The 14204-nt window shown below is 56.2% G+C and carries 9 protein-coding genes; 5 read left to right on the top strand and 4 right to left on the bottom strand.

Features of this window, described 5'->3' with window-relative positions; genetic code table 11:
* Positions 1-36 precede the first annotated feature (36 nt).
* Together C1N69_RS07355 and lrp are read right to left on the bottom strand one after the other, a co-directional pair.
* Positions 37-3729: a DNA translocase FtsK 4TM domain-containing protein gene (locus C1N69_RS07355; RefSeq protein WP_155030922.1), complete on the bottom strand. Its 3693-nt coding sequence runs from the start codon at positions 3727-3729 to the stop codon at positions 37-39.
* A 135-nt stretch (positions 3730-3864) separates the two neighbouring features.
* Complete coding sequence (gene lrp / locus C1N69_RS07350) at positions 3865-4359, bottom strand: leucine-responsive transcriptional regulator Lrp (RefSeq protein ID WP_000228469.1); 495 nt, start codon at positions 4357-4359, stop codon at positions 3865-3867.
* A 544-nt stretch (positions 4360-4903) separates the two neighbouring features.
* Between lrp and trxB the strand changes: the two genes are divergently transcribed.
* The 5 genes from trxB (at position 4904) to infA (ending at position 10727) form a co-directional block, all read left to right on the top strand.
* On the top strand, positions 4904-5872 hold the full coding sequence (gene trxB / locus C1N69_RS07340; RefSeq protein WP_025756025.1) for a thioredoxin-disulfide reductase: 969 nt from the start codon (positions 4904-4906) through the stop codon (positions 5870-5872).
* A gap of 114 nt (positions 5873-5986) precedes the next feature.
* On the top strand, positions 5987-7753 hold the full coding sequence (gene cydD, locus C1N69_RS07335; protein ID WP_094918135.1) for a heme ABC transporter permease/ATP-binding protein CydD: 1767 nt from the start codon (positions 5987-5989) through the stop codon (positions 7751-7753).
* Positions 7753-9474 (top strand): heme ABC transporter ATP-binding protein/permease CydC, encoded by a 1722-nt coding sequence (cydC, locus tag C1N69_RS07330; RefSeq protein ID WP_059386165.1) that lies wholly within the window; start codon positions 7753-7755, stop codon positions 9472-9474. The genes cydD and cydC overlap by 1 nt, the downstream gene beginning before the upstream one ends.
* Positions 9475-9519: 45 nt before the next feature.
* Positions 9520-10224 carry a leucyl/phenylalanyl-tRNA--protein transferase gene (gene aat / locus C1N69_RS07325; RefSeq protein WP_025756028.1) on the top strand — a complete coding sequence of 235 codons (705 nt, stop codon included), beginning with the start codon at positions 9520-9522 and terminating at the stop codon, positions 10222-10224.
* Positions 10225-10508: 284 nt separating this feature from the next.
* A complete protein-coding gene (gene infA / locus C1N69_RS07320; RefSeq protein WP_002211347.1) occupies positions 10509-10727 on the top strand; it encodes a translation initiation factor IF-1 in 219 nt (72 codons plus the stop codon).
* A 496-nt stretch (positions 10728-11223) separates the two neighbouring features.
* Here infA and C1N69_RS07315 read toward each other — a convergent pair whose 3' ends face one another.
* Both C1N69_RS07315 and clpA read right to left on the bottom strand, forming a co-directional pair.
* Positions 11224-11664 (bottom strand): hypothetical protein, encoded by a 441-nt coding sequence (locus tag C1N69_RS07315; RefSeq protein ID WP_155030920.1) that lies wholly within the window; start codon positions 11662-11664, stop codon positions 11224-11226.
* Positions 11665-11924: 260 nt separating this feature from the next.
* Positions 11925-14204, bottom strand: a complete 2280-nt coding sequence (gene clpA, locus C1N69_RS07310; RefSeq protein ID WP_014831269.1) for an ATP-dependent Clp protease ATP-binding subunit ClpA — start codon at positions 14202-14204, stop codon at positions 11925-11927.

Below are 14204 nucleotides of genomic sequence, written 5' to 3'. Positions count from 1 at the left end.
TTTGGTTGATTTACCCTTCTTTGCAATTGCCGAAGGTTAATCAAACGGCGGCGGTGCCAGCACCTCGCGGTTACCGTTGTGCCCCTGCTCGCTGACAATACCCTGCGCTTCCATCTGTTCGATGATACGCGCCGCGCGGTTATAGCCGATGCGGAACTGACGCTGTACGCCAGAGATGGAGGCCTTGCGTTTTTCGGTCACGAAGTTCACCGCCTGATCGAATAACGGATCCAGCTCTTCGCCGCCGTCGAAGCCGCCGCCGCCGCCTTCGCTTTCCGTGTCGCTGGTAATGCCATCAACGTATTGCGGACGACCACGCGCTTTCCAGTCCTGCACTACCGCGTGCACTTCCTGGTCGCGAACGAATGCCCCGTGAACACGCACCGGAGAGGTGGAATTCGGACCGGAATAGAGCATGTCCCCCATCCCCAGCAGCGACTCTGCACCGCCCTGATCAAGGATGGTACGTGAGTCAATTTTACTGGATACGGTAAAGGCGATACGCGTCGGGATGTTCGCTTTAATCAGACCGGTGATAACGTCCACGGATGGACGCTGGGTCGCCAGCACAAGGTGAATACCGGCGGCGCGCGCTTTCTGCGCCAGGCGGGCAATCAGCTCTTCCACTTTCTTACCGACGGTCATCATCAGGTCGGCGAATTCATCCACCAGCACCACGATATAAGGCAGTTTTTCCAGCACCGGATGCTGGGCATCCATGCTGTCTCCCGGTTTCCAGTACGGATCCGGGATCGGACGGCCCATACGCGCCGCTTCTGCGATTTTCTCGTTATAACCGGCCAGGTTACGCACGCCCAGTGCCGACATCAGCTTGTAGCGACGCTCCATCTCGTTCACGCTCCAGCGCAGGGCGTTGGCCGCGTCTTTCATGTCGGTGACCACTTCCGTCAGTAGGTGCGGGATGCCTTCATAGACGGACAGTTCGAGCATTTTCGGGTCGATCATGATGAAACGCACATCTTCCGGCTGCGCTTTATAGAGCATGCTGAGGATCATGGCGTTCACACCAACGGACTTACCGGAACCGGTCGTACCGGCCACCAGCAGGTGAGGCATCTTCGCGAGGTCTGCCACCACCGGATCGCCCGCAATATCTTTACCCAGCACCACCGTTAACGGGGAAGGGTTATCGCGGAACTTGGTGTTATCCAGCACTTCACGCAGGTAGACGGTCTGGCGTTTCTTGTTCGGCAGTTCAAGGCCAACGTACGGTTTGCCCGGTATGACCTCCACCACACGCACCGCCACGGTCGACAGAGAACGCGCCAGGTCACGGGAGAGGTTAGAAATACGCGCGGCTTTTACGCCTGGCGCCAGATTCAGTTCGAAACGGGTGATGACCGGCCCCGGGGAGTAGTTCACCACGTCCGCTTTAATGCGGAAATCAGCCAGACGCGCTTCGACCAGACGCGCCATCTGCTCCAGCGCGAAGGTATCAACCGGTTCAACTTCCGCTGGCGGCGGCGTTAACAGATCCAGCGACGGCAGTGGCGTGCTTGGACGCTGCAGCGGACGGCTGTCACCGTTACGCATCAGCAGCGGGTGAATCAGGCTCTCCTGCGGCTGTGGCGCAGGCTGCTGGAACTGCGGCGGCTGTTGTGGCTGCTGCGGTTGCGCGTAAGCCTGCGGCGCCGGCTGCTGCGGTTGCGGTGCGTATGACGGCTGTGCGGGTTGCTGGCGCACAGGCTCCGCTTCCGGCATCACGCTCGGGGTAAATAAAGGCTCGCTCGGGCCATCATCCACCAGATCTTTCATCGGCGAGAATTCAAAATCCGACAGGGAGAACGGATTTGCGCCAGCCGGTTGTTCGCCGGAATAGCGCTGCTGCTGGGTAGCGGCAAACTGGCGCGCCAGTTCGGCTTCCGCCGCGTCATCGTCGTCCAGCGCAGGCTCATCGTGCTGATATTCCTCACCGTAGCGTTGATTCTGCTGCGCGGCGAACTGGCGAGCCAGCTCAGCCTGCTGCATGTCATCGGCATCATCCTCGTACTCAGACTCGCGGGCTTTTTCTTCGGCCATCCGCTGGGAAGGCAGCTTGATACCGTAAGAGGCAAGCTCACGACGGGTTGGCACGCGGACACGGTTAGGACGAGGCAATTGAGGACCAATCCCCTCTTTTACCTGAGGACGTGGCGCCCCCCCTGTTGCCAGGCTAAAGACAGGTGCAGCCACAGCCGCCGCTGCGGTGGCCTGCTTCACGCTTTCCGCTACAGGGGCAACCGAAGGTGTTGGATCAACCTGAGGAGCCGAAACAGCAGCTGCTTTCGTAACAGGTTCCTGCACCGGTTCAGGCACTGGCTGATACCAGGCCGCCAGCTGTTCGCGTTCACGCGCACGGCGCTCTTCGACTTCTTCAAAATAGTACAGCGGCGGACGTGCTGGCTTCACCTCTTCCACGATTTCGGGCTCAGGTTCCGGCTCAGGTTGCGGTGCGACATAAGGCTGCACGGGTTCAACCGGTTCAGGCACATACTCCTGATACGGTTGAGTTACAGGCTGTTCATAGTGTGGGTTGTGTTGTGGTTCATACGCAGGCTGCGGCGGCTGATAAGGCTGCTGCCACTGCTCCTGCTGAACGGGAATATAGCTTTCTGGTTCAGGCGCAATAACCGGTTCCGGGGTATGAACACCCGGCGCAGTCTGCCAGTCTACCTGAGGCTGCTGAATAACGGATTCCGGCGGTGAAACCGGCGCAGAAGGCATCACGGCGTCAACGGGGGCGGCATAGGCCTGAGCAGCGGTCGTCGCGGCGGCAACCGGCTCGGTGACCGAATGACCGTTTAACAGCGGATCGTATTCGTCAAAATCGCCTGGGGTGGCACGGTTGCCGGAGAAGAGCACATCGTCAGGATCGACCTGATTTCCCGCAGCGCGATAGACCACCTGCTCGTCTTCATCCATGCGTTTACCAGAGAAGAGCGCCGCATCAGTTTTACGGCCCAGCGGATTGGCAAATTTCTCTGCAACACGTTGGCGACGCGCCAGCGCGCCACGCAGAATTCGAGCACGACGAGACTCGCGACGCTGCACAGGCGCGTCATCTTCCTCTTCATCTTCGTACTCATCTTCATCAACCCACGTATCGTCACGACGGGTACGGTTGCTGGCGAAGGTCAGAATAGTGAGGATAAAACTGCCAATTTTCTCGGCAATGCTCACCCAGGACCAGCCGGTGAATAACGTCAGCCCCGCCGCCCAGATGCACAGCAACGCAAGGGTGCCGCCGCTGCTGTGAAGCATCGGCTGCAGCGCAGAACTCAACAGGCTGCCAATCACGCCGCCCGAAGCGAAGTACCAGATATCATCCGCGTTAATGGCCGCCAGTCCGCATGAAGTGAGGATCAGTGCCAGTGCGCCAATCAGGCGCAGCGAAACGGCGAAATAGTCGATGTAATCATCGTTTTGACGATGTCGCCACGCAAACCAGCACCCGCCGATAATAATGACGGGAAGGGTGTAGGCCATCACACCGAAAATGAAAAAGAGCGTGTCCGCAAGCCAGGCACCGGGTACGCCGCCTAAATTATGAATAGGCTCATGCCATGCAGTTTGTGACCAGCTGGGATCTGAGGGGTTGAAACTGAGTAAGGCTGCCATCAGCCAGACGGCAAAAAGGGCAATAACAATCAGCAAAGCCTCGAGGAGACGACGTCCGCTGCTTAGCTTCGATAGTGTGACTTCTTTGTCTTCAGTGTATTCCTGGCTCAAGAAAGGCTCTCCAGGTATCAGGCATATCCTGCCTGTTTGCTAAAACGGACAACAGCGCCGGGACTCCCCGGCACTGTTGCTGTATGGATTAACAGGAGTGTAATCAAACTACGCTGATTTTGCACCTGTTCCGTGTTAGCGTGTCTTAATAACCAGACGATTGCTCTGTTTGACCTCTTCCATCACCACATAGGTACGGGTGTCGTTCACGCCTGGCAGACGCAGCAGGGTTTCCCCCAGCAGCTTACGGTAGGCGGACATATCAGGCACACGGGTTTTCAACAGGTAGTCGAAATCACCGGACACCAGATGACACTCTTGAATTTCTTCAAGTTTTTGTACAGCGGCGTTAAATTGCTCAAACACATCCGGCGCACCACGATTCAGAGTAATCTCAACAAATACCAGAAGTGAGGCATCCAGATAATGCGGGTTCAGCAGAGCTGTATAGCCCTGAATAAAACCCTGTCTTTCCAGTCGGCGCACACGCTCAAGGCACGGCGTCGGGGAAAGTCCCACACGTTTTGAAAGCTCGACGTTGGAAATACGCCCATCCTTTTGCAATTCATTAAGAATGTTACGATCGATACGGTCGAGATCTTTGCCAGGGCGCTTCTTGCTATCTACCATTATTATTGTCTCTCTGTATTCCTTCCCTACTCCTGCCTGGACCCTGTGCACATCACTGTTCAGAGCCTGTACCCGTTAGTCATCACATCGCCTGATTTTGTATTAGACGCGATGCGGATTCGGGTTCTGTTGGTAAGAAGACCGTTGCCCGAAGGCTGTCACCGACATCACGTATGGCGTCTGTCCACGCCATGCGTAGATTTCACTGACCCGGTAAAAATGGCATTTACGTGCATGCCTATGCGGCATACGGTTAACGCGGTTTTTTTTCTTCCTTGAATGTTTTCGCAAAAGCGCAGGGGATTGTCAAAGCAAAACATCGTTTTTTAGTACAACATGCCGGATATTCATTACGGCAGGGTATTAATCCTCATTTTATTGCCTTATAAACAACCGGTTTTCAGGAGAAAGCTTGATGCTATAGCGCGCCATTCATCGACCGTGGCTATTACACAGATTGATATCAAAATTGCTGCGCTCTTTTTTTACGACAACAAATTCCCTACAATCCAGCCAAATGTCTGCCAACAACAATGGGGATCTCATGGGCACGGCCAAACACAGTAAGCTGCTAATCCTTGGTTCTGGACCTGCGGGATATACCGCGGCGGTCTATGCTGCACGCGCTAACCTGCAACCGGTATTAATCACCGGCATGGAAAAAGGCGGTCAGCTGACCACCACCACCGAAGTGGAAAACTGGCCAGGCGACCCGAACGACCTGACCGGGCCGCTACTGATGGAACGTATGCACGAGCATGCTGCCAAATTCGAAACCGAAATTCTGTTCGACCATATTAACAAGGTCGATCTGCAGAACCGTCCGTTCCGCCTGACGGGTGACAGCGGCGAATACACCTGTGACGCGCTGATCATCGCCACCGGTGCTTCTGCCCGTTACCTGGGCCTGCCATCAGAAGAAGCGTTTAAAGGCCGCGGCGTCTCTGCCTGCGCAACCTGTGACGGTTTCTTCTACCGCAATCAGAAAGTTGCGGTCATCGGCGGCGGCAACACTGCCGTGGAAGAAGCGCTGTATCTGGCGAACATTGCCTCAGAAGTACACCTGATCCACCGCCGCGATACATTCCGCGCGGAGAAGATCCTGATCAAACGTCTGATGGATAAAGTAGCAAGCGGCAACATCGTGCTGCACACCAACCGCACGCTGGAAGAGGTCACGGGCGATCAGATGGGCGTTGCCGGTCTGCGTATTCGTGATACCCAGAACAGCGATAACGTCGAAACGCTGGACGTGGCGGGCCTGTTTGTTGCTATCGGCCACAGCCCGAACACAGCAATCTTCGAAGGGCAACTGGAGCTGGAAAACGGCTACATTAAAGTGCAGTCAGGCATTCACGGTAACGCGACCCAGACCAGCATCCCGGGCGTGTTTGCGGCGGGCGATGTCATGGACCACATTTACCGTCAGGCAATTACCTCTGCGGGTACCGGGTGTATGGCCGCGCTGGATGCTGAACGCTACCTCGATGGACTGGCGGAACAAGGTAAATAATCTTTACAAGTCAGTAACAAACGTAAATAAAGGCGGCGATAAGTCGCCTTTATTGTCTCCCCGTTGTAACATTGCGCTGCCCAATTTCTAATAACGTCACCTGCAAAGTACGCAATGGAAAAAACCCGTCAACAAGAGTTAACACGCTGGCTGAAACAGCAAAGCGTTATTTCCCGCCGCTGGCTTACCATTTCCCGTCTGCTGGGATTTGTTAGCGGTCTGTTGATTGTTGCCCAGGCATGGCTGCTGGCCCGCATTCTCAATCACATGATCATGGAGAACATTCCCCGCGAGGCGCTCCTGCTGCCCTTTATTGTCCTGATCCTGGTTTTTATCCTGCGCGCCTGGGTGGTCTGGCTGCGTGAACGCGTCGGTTTTCATGCCGGACAGCATATCCGCTACGAGATCCGTCGTCAGGTGCTCGACAGGCTTCAGGAAGCCGGCCCGGCGTGGATTCAGGGAAAACCAGCCGGAAGCTGGGCGACGCTGATCCTTGAGCAGATTGACGATATGCACGACTATTACGCGCGCTATTTGCCGCAAATGGCGCTTGCCGTCTTCGTTCCGCTGTTGATTGTGATCGCCATCTTCCCGGTTAACTGGATGGCAGCACTGATTCTGCTGGGCACCGCCCCGCTGATCCCCCTGTTTATGGCGCTGGTTGGGATGGGAGCGGCGGATGCCAACCGCCGTAACTTCCTGGCATTGGGTCGCTTAAGCGGCCATTTCCTTGACCGTCTGCGCGGCATGGAGACGTTACGCATTTTTGGCCGCGGTGAAGCGGAAACCGACAATATTCGTCTGGCATCGCAGGATTTCCGCCAGCGCACCATGGAAGTGTTACGCCTCGCCTTCTTATCCTCAGGCGTGCTGGAATTCTTTACTTCGCTGTCGATCGCCCTTGTGGCCGTCTACTTCGGCTTCTCCTATCTCGGTGCGCTGGATTTCGGCCATTACGGCACGGCAGTGACCCTTTCTGCCGGTTTCCTGGCGCTGATCCTGGCCCCGGAATTTTTCCAGCCCCTTCGCGATTTGGGGACCTTCTATCACGCTAAAGCCCAGGCGGTTGGCGCGGCTGACAGCCTGAAAACGTTCCTGGAAACACCGCTGGCACACCCGGAGCGGGGTGACGTGATGCTAAATGCCAAAGAACCCGTGACCGTCGAGGCCCAGGATTTTTGCATCCTCTCACCGGAAGGTAAGGTGTTGGCAGGCCCGCTGAACTTTACCCTGCCGGCCGGACAGCGCGTGGTGCTCGTCGGCACCAGCGGTTCCGGGAAAAGTTCGTTACTGAATGCGCTATCCGGTTTTATGGCCTACACCGGTTCGCTGCAAATAAACAAAACCGAGTTGCGTAAACTCGACCCTGACGCCTGGCGTAAACAGCTCAGTTGGGTAGGACAAAACCCGCAGCTTCCGGCCTCCACGCTACGTGAAAATGTGCTTCTGGCGCGTCCGGATGCGCGTGAAGATGAACTGCAATCGGTGCTCGACCGCGCCTGGGTCAGCGAGTTTCTGCCGCTGCTCCCGCAAGGGGTGGACACCGTCGTCGGTGACCAGTCCGCCGGGCTGTCTGTTGGCCAGGCGCAGCGTGTAGCCGTTGCCCGCGCGCTGCTTAACCCATGTCAGCTGATGCTGCTGGATGAGCCTGCAGCCAGCCTGGATGCCCACAGTGAGCAGCGCGTGATGGAAGCGCTTAACGCCGCCTCACGCCAGCAAACGACCCTGATGGTCACCCACCAGCTGGAAGGTCTTGCCGACTGGGACCAGATCTGGGTCATGGAAAATGGCCGTCTTGTTGAGCAAGGCGATTACGCCTCTCTTGTTGCCGCGCAGGGGCCGTTTGCCGCCCTGCTGGCGAACCGTCAGGAGGACATCTGATGCGTGCTCTGCTGCCTTATCTTGCGCTCTATAAACGCCACAAATGGATGCTGACGCTGGGGATCGTGCTGGCGATTGTGACTCTGCTCGCCAGCATTGGTCTGCTCACGCTTTCCGGCTGGTTCCTGTCAGCCTCTGCCGTCGCGGGCGTTGCCGGGTTGTACAGCTTTAACTATATGCTCCCGGCGGCCGGCGTTCGCGGTACCGCCATCACCCGTACTGCCGGACGCTATTTTGAGCGGCTGGTCAGCCACGACGCCACTTTCCGCGTGCTGCAGCACCTGCGCATCTACACCTTCAGCAAACTGCTGCCCCTCTCCCCTGCCGGGCTGGCGCGTTTTCGTCAGGGTGAGTTACTTAACCGTGTCGTTGCCGATGTCGACACGCTGGATCACCTTTATCTGCGCGTGATCTCCCCGATTGTAGGCGCGTTTGTGGTGATTGTGGTGGTGACGCTGGGATTGTCTTTTCTGGATGTTCCCGTTGCGCTCACGCTGGGCGGGATCATGCTATTGACGCTTATTATCCTGCCGCCGCTCTTTTACCGCGCCGGGAAATCCACCGGGGAAAACCTGACGCGTCTGCGCGGAGATTACCGCCAGCAGTTGACCTCCTGGCTTCAGGGCCAGGCAGAACTGACCATTTTCGGTGCAAGCAGGCGCTATCGCGCGCGTATGGAAAGTACGGAGCTGAACTGGCATGAAGCTCAGCGCCGACAGTCGGAACTGACTGCGTTTTCCCAGGCACTGATGACACTCATTGGCGGTATCGCGGTGATTGCCATGCTGTGGCTGGCGTCCGGGAGTGTCGGGGGAAATACACAGCCAGGTCCCCTGATCGCCCTCTTCGTTTTTTGTGCGCTGGCCGCGTTTGAAGCGCTGGCACCCGTGACGGGCGCCTTCCAGCATCTGGGGCAGGTCATCGCCTCAGCCCTGCGCATCACCCAGATCGCCGAACAGGAACCTGAAGTAACATTCAGTGCCGGGCAGACAGCGGTACCCGCGCAGGTTGCACTGGCGCTGGAAGATGTCACCTTCGCCTACGACAAACAGGCGCAAAACGCGCTGGAGAGTATCAGCCTTTCTGTTAACGCCGGAGAGCGAATTGCGATCCTCGGCCGTACCGGTTGCGGTAAATCGACACTGCTGCAGCTGCTGACCCGTGCCTGGGATCCGCAGCGCGGCCAGATCCGTTTTAACAATACGTTGCTGACAGATTTCAGCGAGCAGGCCCTGCGTCAAACCGTCAGCGTCGTTCCACAGCGCGTACACCTGTTTAGCGCCACCCTGCGTGATAACCTGCTGCTGGCCGCACCGCACGCGTCTGATGACGCTCTTCGCGCCATGCTGGAGCAGGTCGGTCTGCACAAGCTGCTTGAGGACGAGGGATTAAACAGCTGGCTGGGTGAAGGCGGCCGTCAACTCTCCGGCGGTGAGCTGCGCAGACTGGCGATTGCGCGCGCGCTGCTGCACGATGCCCCGCTGATGTTGCTCGACGAACCCACCGAAGGGCTGGACGCGACAACTGAGAGCCAAATCCTTGATCTGCTTGCGAATGTGATGCGCGGGAAAACCGTGCTGATGGTCACGCACCGCCTGCGCGGTCTGGCGAGTTTTGATCGGATAATTGTGATGGACAACGGACAGATTATTGAGCAAGGTAGTCACGCAGAGCTGTTGACGAAACAGGGTCGCTACTACCAGTTTAAACAGCGTCTGTAGACTATATTTGTAGCGTCCTCACTCGCGTACTGGAGTTTTGCTGTCATGCGCCTGGTCCAGCTTTCTCGTCATAATATCGCGTTCCCTTCGCCGGAGGGGGCGCTGCGCGAGCCCAATGGGCTGCTGGCCCTTGGCGGTGACCTTAGTCCTGCGCGGTTATTAATGGCGTACCAGCGCGGCATTTTCCCGTGGTTTTCCCCCGGCGACCCGATTTTATGGTGGTCTCCCGATCCCCGCGCCGTGCTGTGGCCAGAGCAGTTTCACCTGAGCCGCAGCATGAAGCGTTTCCATGCAAAATCACCGTACCGTGTCACCCTGAATCACGCCTTTGGTCAGGTTATAGAAGGCTGTGCCGAAGACCGCTATGAAGGGACATGGATAACCCGCGATATCATTACCGCCTATCACCAGTTGCATGAGCTGGGTTACGCCCACTCTATCGAGGTCTGGCAAGATGGGACGCTCGTCGGCGGCATGTACGGCGTGGCGCAGGGGACGCTGTTTTGTGGCGAGTCGATGTTTTCTCGTTCGGTCAACGCCTCGAAAACCGCGCTGCTGGTTTTCTGCCAGGCCTTTGCCCAATGCGGCGGACGCCTGATCGATTGTCAGGTGCTCAACGAACACACGGCCTCGCTGGGTGCCGTTGAAATCCCGCGACGCCAGTATATCGGGCATCTCGATGCCAGCCGTCAGGAGAAGCTCCCGCGCGACTTTTGGGTCCCGAGAACGCTCTTTATGCCCTATGCCTAAATGTTTTCCGCATATTTTTTGTGAGGGTGTTATAATTATGCCGCAGAGTAGCTTCTGCCTGTTGCCCCGCCGCCGTTTGGGACCCTCGCTTCAGATAACGTCCTGACGTTTATCCTGTTGTCTCCCCTTTACGAATGCGCTTCCTGTTCGGTTGTACCGTGACGCTTGGGCAATGCGCCGAAACTGTTTTGCTGCGTTTTAATCGCGCAATTCTTTACTTAATAGATGAATTTCGGCATTATCTTGCCGGTTCAAAACTTGGTAGTGATACCCCAGAGGATTAGATGGCCAAAGAAGACAATATTGAAATGCAGGGTACCGTACTTGATACGTTGCCTAATACCATGTTTCGCGTAGAGCTGGAAAACGGTCACGTGGTAACTGCGCACATCTCCGGTAAAATGCGCAAAAACTACATCCGCATTTTGACGGGCGACAAAGTGACTGTTGAACTGACCCCGTACGACCTGAGCAAAGGCCGCATTGTCTTCCGTAGTCGCTAATTGTTTTCGCCTGTAATGGCAGATGAATATTAAATAAGGCCGGGATATTCCCGGCCTTATTTTTGTGTGTCGCAGTCGATTATTTGAACAATTATTTAGCCGTTCGTTCCAGCTTCAGGGCTGTCTGTTCGACAGTGCACGGTGCGACGACTGTCAGGTCTTATTTTCTATTTTGCTGAGCTGCGTGTGCGGCTGTGCACGCAACGAAATGGCGATCGCAATCGTGCCGCGCTTTCTAAGCTGCCTGTACGGCAGTGCACCGAATCGCTGACTGATTTCGTTGACTGGCAAATTTCTAAGCTGCCTGTACGGCAGTGAACTGAAAAGAAACCACGCCATCTTATTGTTAGAAAAGAAAATAATCAAATTTCGCTCATAAAACCCTTTTTTCTAACTCGTAAATTAGAATCCTAAAAATCAATAAGTTACATAATCATCAAAAAAAAGGGTCAAGCCAGTGGCGACGGTGGTCTGTCACCGACGCCACAAATTACATTCAGGAAATAATGTGAACTACCGTTTCTGCACGTTGAGGCGCAACGACATCTGCAGCCATCGAATGCACAATATCATGGAGTAGCCCTGTAAGGTGCGGCAGCATATCGGGATCAAAATGCGACACCAGCAGCACATGATTCAACGCCCGGCAGTAATCACATTTCGTTTCGGTGTCTTCCAGCAGCCACTCTTTTTGTCGCGGTTGTTCCGCTTCGTCCGCAAATTCCACTATCTGAAAATCACGCATGGATTCTGTGAGGCCGGATTTTACCTCTTCCAGATAAGCCCCAAGGCAACGACATACGGGCTGCGTTTGTGGGAGTGATTTGCAATCCAGCAGGATTTCGGTGAGCAGGTTGCAGCGCTCGGCCAGGGTGGGGAGATCGGGGTTGAGTGAGAGTTCGCTGTAAAATTGGGCGAAATTATTAATATCAGTCATATGTGATCCTTTATGCACGTAAGATTGTCTGTGCACACTTTCAGGACGCCAATCCCGGCACCTGATTTTGCAGGTGCGCCGCCATTTTATTACTGTGGATTTATCCAGCAACCAACGTCGTACGAAACTGGAAAGCGCCTCGCAAAATTCCTCTGCGGTCTGTTGCCCTCACCCCAACCCTCTCCCACAGGGAGAGGGAGAAAAGCAGGCATAAAAAAACCGGGCATTCGCCCGGTTTTTAACATTAACGTTCAACTCACTCAGTGAGCCGCTTCCGGCTTGTGCTTCGCCGCACTCTGGAAATCGTACGTCAGCTCGTTCTTCGCCTGATCCAGCGCCACGGTCACCTGACCACCGTCCACCAGTGAGCCAAACAGCAGCTCGTTCGCCAGCGGTTTCTTCAGGTTATCCTGAATCACACGCGCCATCGGACGGGCCCCCATCGCACGGTCGTAGCCTTTCTCGGCCAGCCAGTTGCGGGCCTCCTGGCTCACTTCCAGCGACACGCCTTTCTGATCCAACTGAACCTGCAGCTCGACGATGAACTTATCCACCACCTGGTGGATCACCTCGGTAGACAGGTGATCGAACCAGATAATGTTGTCCAGACGGTTACGGAACTCTGGCGTAAAGATCTTCTTGATCTCTTCCATCGCATCGGTGCTGTTATCCTGGTGGATAAGACCGATGGATTTACGCTCGGTTTCACGTACCCCGGCGTTGGTGGTCATCACCAGCACCACGTTGCGGAAGTCCGCCTTGCGCCCGTTGTTGTCGGTCAGCGTCCCGTTGTCCATCACCTGCAGCAGGATGTTGAACACGTCCGGGTGCGCTTTCTCGATTTCATCAAGCAGCAGTACCGCGTGCGGATGCTTGATCACCGCGTCGGTGAGCAGCCCGCCCTGGTCAAAGCCCACGTAGCCCGGAGGCGCACCGATCAAACGGCTGACGGTGTGACGCTCCATATACTCGGACATATCAAAGCGCAGCAGCTCAATGCCCAGCGCTTTGGAGAGCTGAACCGTCACCTCGGTTTTCCCCACGCCGGTTGGGCCGGCGAACAGGAAGGAACCAACAGGTTTATGCTCATGCCCCAGCCCGGCGCGGGCCATCTTGATCGCTTCGGTTAAGGCCTCAATGGCTTTATCCTGACCAAAGACCAGCATTTTCAGGCGGTTGCCAAGGGTACGCAGCGTGTCGCGGTCGCTCTGAGAGACGCTCTTCTCAGGAATGCGCGCAATACGGGCCACCACGGACTCAATATCCGCCACGTTAACGGTTTTCTTACGCTTGCTGGCCGGCATCAGACGCGCACGCGCCCCTGCCTCATCAATGACGTCGATCGCCTTATCCGGCAGATGACGGTCGTTGATGTATTTCACCGCCAGCTCCACCGCCGCACGCACCGCTTTCGCGGTATAACGCACGTCGTGGTGCGCTTCATACTTCGGTTTCAGGCCGTTGATGATCTGCACCGTTTCCTCGACAGACGGTTCGGTCACGTCGATTTTCTGGAAGCGGCGCGCCAGCGCACGATCTTTCTCAAAGATGTTGCTGAACTCCTGGTAGGTGGTGGAGCCAATCACGCGGATCTTGCCGCTGGAGAGCAGCGGTTTGATCAGGTTTGCGGCATCCACCTGGCCACCGGAGGCCGCACCGGCACCGATGATGGTGTGGATCTCATCGATAAACAGGATGCTGTTGGTGTCCTGCTCCAGCTGTTTTAACAGCGCCTTGAAGCGTTTTTCAAAATCACCACGGTATTTCGTGCCCGCCAGCAGCGAGCCAATATCCAGCGAGTAGATGGTGCAATCGGCAATCACTTCCGGCACATCGCCCTGCACAATGCGCCAGGCAAGACCTTCGGCAATCGCGGTTTTACCTACGCCAGATTCCCCCACCAGCAGCGGGTTGTTCTTGCGGCGACGGCACAATACCTGGATCGCACGCTCCAGCTCTTTATCGCGACCAATCAGCGGGTCGATACCGCCAACGCGAGCAAGCTGATTAAGGTTGGTGGTGAAGTTTTCCATACGATCCTCCCCGCCTGCTTGCTCTTCATTGTTATTGACCTGATTGCTGGAATCCGATGCCTGGTTAGGCTCGTCTTTGCGCGTTCCGTGAGAAATAAAGTTAACCACATCGAGTCGGCTGACTTCGTGTTTGCGCAGCAGGTAGGCAGCCTGTGACTCCTGCTCGCTGAAAATGGCGACTAAGACGTTTGCGCCAGTCACTTCGCTACGTCCGGAAGACTGGACGTGAAATACCGCGCGCTGCAGCACACGCTGGAAGCTGAGCGTCGGCTGCGTGTCGCGCTCCTCTTCACTGGCTGGCAGCACCGGTGTGGTTTGTTCGATGAAGGCTTCGAGTTCCTGACGTAGCGCCACCAGATCCACGGAGCAGGCTTCCAGCGCTTCGCGGGCAGATGGGTTGCTAAGCAGTGCGAGCAACAGGTGCTCGACGGTCATAAACTCATGTCGGTGCTCACGCGCTCTGGCGAAAGCCATGTTTAAACTGAGTTCCAGTTCTTGATTGAGCAT

It is taken from the genome of Enterobacter sichuanensis, from assembly GCF_009036245.1.
Lineage (GTDB): Bacteria > Pseudomonadota > Gammaproteobacteria > Enterobacterales > Enterobacteriaceae > Enterobacter > Enterobacter sichuanensis.
Note: the sequence above shows the minus strand (reverse complement) of the source record. Positions and strands in the feature narration are given on the sequence as shown.